Origin of the sequence: Streptomyces sp. KLMMK (assembly GCF_036961605.1) — a bacterium.
Lineage (GTDB): Bacteria > Actinomycetota > Actinomycetes > Streptomycetales > Streptomycetaceae > Streptomyces > Streptomyces telluris.
On record NZ_JBAMDC010000691.1, the window covers coordinates 1 to 1,789 of the forward strand.

Genomic DNA, 1,789 nt, shown 5'->3' on the forward strand with positions numbered 1-1,789 from the left:
GCCCCGGCGTAGAGGGCGTCGCCGCCGTTGTCGCCGCTGCCGACGAGCAGGGCGATCCGTGCCCCGTACACCCGCCTGAGCAGTCCGGCGCAGGAGGCGGCGAGCCCCGCGGCGGCGCGCTGCATCAGGGCGCCGTGGGGGAGCTGTGCCATGAGCGCGCGCTCGGCGGCTCGTACGGTCTCGACGCTGTAGGCAGTCCTCATGCCCTCAGTCTCGCCACAGCACGCCCTGCACGCTCCCGAAAGGATGCGACCCGGTGCGAACCGATGCCACCTGGTGCGGCCCGATGCGACCTGGTGCGATCCGATGCGACCTGACGTTCCGGAAAAGACCCCCCGAAATGACAGCCTGAGGCCCACCCCTCATCGCCTGCGCGGACGTCCTGAGAGACTGACGGGGATGAACGAGACTCCGATCCGCGCCCGCGAGACCCCGATGCGCGCCCGTGCCCTGGTCGACCTGGCCGCGCTGCGGGCCAACGTACGCACGCTCAAGGCCCGTGCGGCCGGGGCGCAGCTGATGGCCGTGGTCAAGGCCAACGCCTACGGCCACGGCGCGGTGCAGTGTGCCCGGGCGGCCCGCGAGGCCGGTGCCGAGTGGGTGGGTACGGCCACGCCGGACGAGGCGCTGGCGCTGCGCGCGGCGGGCGACCGGGGCCGGCTGATGTGCTGGCTGTGGACGCCGGGCGGGCCGTGGCGCGAGGCCGTGGAGGCGGATGTCGACGTGACGGTCAGCGGGCTGTGGGCGCTCGCGGAGGTCGCGGAGGCCGTACGGGCCGCGGGGCGTCCCGCGCGCGTCCAGCTGAAGATCGACACCGGTCTGGGGCGCAACGGCTGCCAGCCCGACGACTGGCCGGAGCTGATCGCCGCGGCGCGCGAGGCCGAGGAGGCCGGCCTGCTGAAGGTGACCGGCATCTGGTCGCACTTCGCGTGCGCCGACGAGCCGGGCCACCCCTCCATCCAGGCCCAGCTGAGGGTCTTCCGGGACGCGGTGGCGTACGCGGAGCGGCAGGGCGTCGAGCCCGAGGTGCGGCACATAGCCAACTCCCCGGCGACCCTCACGCTCCCCGAGACGCACTTCGACCTCGTGCGGACGGGCATCGCGATGTACGGGGTCTCGCCGAGCCCCGAGGTCGGCACGCCGCAGGAGCTGGGCCTGAAGCCGGTGATGACGCTGTCGGCGTACCTGGCGTCGGTGAAGCGGGTGCCGGGCGGCCACGGCGTCTCGTACGGGCACCACTACATCACCCCGGGTCCCACGACCCTCGCGCTCGTCCCCGTGGGCTACGCGGACGGCATTCCGCGCGCGGGCTCCGGTACCGGCCCGGTGCTGGTGGGCGGCAAGTGGCGGACGGTGGCCGGGCGGGTGGCCATGGACCAGTTCGTGGTCGACCTGGGCGGCGATACGGCGCAGGTGGGCGAGGAAGCGGTGCTGTTCGGGCCGGGCGACCGGGGCGAGCCGACCGCCGAGGACTGGGCGCGGGCCACCGGAACGATCGCTTACGAGGTGGTCACGCGCATCTCCAACCGCGTGCCCCGCGTCTATGTCGGTGAGAACGTGGACGGGTACACCGAATAGGTCCGCATGGACCGGGCGGACGGACCCGGTGGACGGGCCGGGTGGAAAGACCCGGCGAACCGGCGAACAGACCCGGTGGCAAGACCGGGCGGGCAGGCCGCAGGATTGGGCCCGGACCGCACGGGCACGAGCACGGGCACGATGAGTACGCGGACGTGGACATGCCGAAAAGCGGGGACACGGGGGGCGCGCGATGAACGGGAACAGCACG

2 protein-coding genes are annotated in these 1,789 nt (G+C 73.5%); one reads left to right on the forward strand and one right to left on the reverse strand.

The window, feature by feature from the left end:
* The coding region (locus tag V7793_RS37165; protein ID WP_336014106.1) for an NAD(P)H-hydrate epimerase at nucleotides 1–203 on the reverse strand (203 nt) is incomplete at its 3' end.
* A 196-nt stretch (nucleotides 204–399) separates the two neighbouring features.
* On the opposite strand from V7793_RS37165, the gene alr reads away from it, so the two are divergent.
* Nucleotides 400–1,578: an alanine racemase gene (gene alr, locus V7793_RS37170; protein ID WP_336014107.1), complete on the forward strand. Its 1,179-nt coding sequence runs from the start codon at nucleotides 400–402 to the stop codon at nucleotides 1,576–1,578.
* Nucleotides 1,579–1,789 lie beyond the last annotated feature (211 nt).